This window comes from Specibacter cremeus, assembly GCF_003946885.1.
GTDB classification, from domain to species: Bacteria; Actinomycetota; Actinomycetes; order Actinomycetales; family Micrococcaceae; genus Specibacter; species Specibacter cremeus.
On sequence record NZ_RWKQ01000051.1, the window covers coordinates 1 to 2,166 of the forward strand.

General features: G+C 57.0%; 2 protein-coding genes. Both read left to right on the forward strand.

The features are described from left to right. Nucleotides 1-370: 370 nt before the first annotated feature. Nucleotides 371-1,153 carry a hypothetical protein gene (locus EJC77_RS16925; protein WP_125615365.1) on the forward strand — a complete coding sequence of 261 codons (783 nt, stop codon included), beginning with the start codon at nucleotides 371-373 and terminating at the stop codon, nucleotides 1,151-1,153. A 20-nt stretch (nucleotides 1,154-1,173) separates the two neighbouring features. Then, on the forward strand, nucleotides 1,174-1,422 hold the full coding sequence (locus EJC77_RS16930; protein ID WP_164520460.1) for a PLDc N-terminal domain-containing protein: 249 nt from the start codon (nucleotides 1,174-1,176) through the stop codon (nucleotides 1,420-1,422). The last annotated feature ends 744 nt before the right edge of the window (nucleotides 1,423-2,166 follow it).

Consider the following 2,166-nt stretch of genomic DNA (forward strand, 5'->3'; position numbering starts at 1 on the left):
ACGACACCACGCCCGCGATCCAGACCGGGCCCTCACATGCCTGCTGACCTGCTGACACGCGACTTTTCCGGGACCCTGCCGCAAGTCCTGATCCCGCGAAAACATCGTCTCATGAAATCGAGGCCAGGCGTTGCATCTTTTTGACCACATCGGGGTTCATGGTAGCGTCGACGACATCACATCTTCGTGAGTCGGTTGAACGACCTGAACGACAACTGGGGGGTCAGCAATTCATGTTATACGAGGCTTTCCCACTCGATCAACCCAATCGAATATATCTCACGAACATAAGTGACCAGCCTTGATCCTTCCGTGATCGGCAGAATGCCGCCGCCAGCCGCATTCATCAAAACAATTAGGGGGAATTACAATGAAGCACCTAAAGACAATTTCGAAATACGTCACAGTTCCGATTTTGACTTTCGGCCTCAGTATTGCCGCGGTCAATGGGGCCAATGCGGAGTCGATTTCGTCGACTCCGCAATCTTCTTCGACAGTCCAATCCGATCACCGGAATTTGACAGTCGATCAGTTTGAGAATCAGCTGAAGACGGCCGCAACTTCGACTCGTGATGCCAACGAAAATTACGTGAAATTCACAAGGCTCTCGACAAAGGACAAGAACAAGCTTGTCTCGTACCTCAATGATCCGGCAGTAATGAGCGATCTGCTGGATCAATTCATCAACGTCCAAGGGAGCGACGACCCTCAGCAGACGCGGACACTACTCGGCGGCGACGCTGTTGTTAGCAAATCTTCCACGGAAATTCAGTCAGCAGCCAGTACAAAGAATCCTAGCGGTCGGGCTGTGGCCGCTGCCGCCGATCCGACGGTCGCCCGAACGTCACAGTACTCATACTCGATCCTGGGAATTCTTATGACCAGGGTTCGCCTAGACGCAAATTTCTCTTACAATAGCACCAGGATTACTAACGTCCTCTCCTGCACCGCAAGCTACACTAACTATTATCCACTGCGAGGCATGAGCGCGACAACCGATAGATTCCTCAGTGGAAACAACGGAGTTTGCCAGGCAACTTGGCAGATCGCTATCGGATGGGTTAACGGCGTAAACCTCGGCCAGCGTGCGGCCTTGCAAAAGATGGTGATGGGGCCATGGGGCATGGTCAGTGATACGTTCGTAAACATCTAGGTGGGGGAATGGAGATTCCCGTGCAAGCACTTGACTCTGGCGCGGCGGTCCTTTATCCGACCACCCTCGAAATAGCCGGTACCTGTGGTTTTATTCTGTCGATTGCATTGTTTCTTTGGGCGGCGATTAGTCTGAGCAAGAGTATTCGTCGATTGACACGCTTGGAAGCCATTCTCTGGTTAACCATCGTGCTAATCATTCCGATAGTCGGCCCGCTCCTGTGGCTTTCATCGAATGGTCGGATGTTGCGTCGGAACAAGTCGCTCTAGTTGCAATTCTCACGAGCGGTACGGTGTGATCCGGGGCGGATGGCCTCCGATCGACTGCCTACCAAGGCGGTATTGAATCGGAGGCCATCGTGCACGCTCAACTGAATCCAAACGGCGCCGATTTAGGCCCGAGGGGCGGACCATCTCGGCCGGAACGAGCCCCTTGATCTGGGACGCTCCATCGTTCTCCCTCCTGATCCGCCGACGGAGTGCTCCGGGAGATATACGACCCCACTGCGTGCACTTCACCGTCCGATTCCTCATCGAAAACGTCACCCACGATCTCACTGAGGACCCTCGGCCGCTCTCCTACACCTAAACCGCCGGGCCCACACAACGATCCCTCCCACGTGTCGGCCTTGCCCCGGAGAAACTGGCCGAAGCGTTCGCCGATTTCCGGCAGGAGGTCGCCGGCGGAGGGCCGCCGCCCGTCCGGGCCTCTCGTGCATCCCCGGCGTGTCATCACCCCGACACGCCGACAATCAGATGTTGATCAGACCCGGGTGATCAGCCGGCCACCCGCCCGGCACCCCTCTTCTGACTCGGTCCCAAAGATTGCCATGGTTGGCAGGCCCGCTGCTATCGGCGGTCAAACGAACACGCGCCGGCCGTGCCGTTTCAAATGACTGTTCACCCGACTCGAAGGCGTCCCGGGCACGCAACTCAGGCGCCGGCGTCGACCGCCACACCAGCTGAGGCGGAGTCCGGCGCGGCCGCCACCTGCTCGCGGACCCGCTTGCCGAA

Excerpts from the sequence above, each read along its gene's own strand:
- EJC77_RS16925 (WP_125615365.1), top strand. The coding sequence starts at position 371 with ATGAAGCACCTAAAGACAATTTCGAAATACGTCACAGTTCCGATTTTG.